1 protein-coding gene is annotated in these 453 nt (G+C 46.4%); it reads left to right on the plus strand.

Annotated elements, in window-relative coordinates; translation table 11 throughout:
• A partial coding sequence (locus tag FDX22_RS15970) for a heme-binding domain-containing protein (RefSeq protein WP_186805336.1) occupies positions 1-453 on the plus strand: 453 nt, incomplete at both ends.

Here is a 453-nt window from a genome sequence, read left to right on the forward strand (position 1 = left end):
TTATTTTGGATTATCCGGTTATGTGTGGTATCACGATAATCAACGGAGTAAACAGGCTGATGTTCAGGCCTCTACGCTGGAAGAAAATAATAAAGTATTAGGGTTTTTACGCGAAAAAGGATGCGATTATTGTCATACCCCTTCAGCGGAATTACCTTTCTATTCTTCTTTTCCTGTCGCTAAACAGTTGATGAATTACGATATTCAACTGGGATATAAATCCTTCAATCTTGAAGCCGTGCGTGCGGCACTGGTCGCGGATAAACCCGTTTCGCAAAGCGATCTGAATAAAATTGAATGGGTGATGCAGTACGACACCATGCCGCCAACGCGTTATACCGCGCTGCACTGGGCTGGCAAGGTAAGCGATACGGAGCGAGCAGAGATCCTGGGCTGGATTGCAAAACAACGCGAGCAGTATTACGCCAGTAACGATACCGCTGCGCAGCATCG

It is taken from the genome of Citrobacter sp. TBCS-14 (assembly GCF_005280805.1).
In the GTDB taxonomy this organism is placed as follows: domain Bacteria; phylum Pseudomonadota; class Gammaproteobacteria; order Enterobacterales; family Enterobacteriaceae; genus Citrobacter; species Citrobacter gillenii.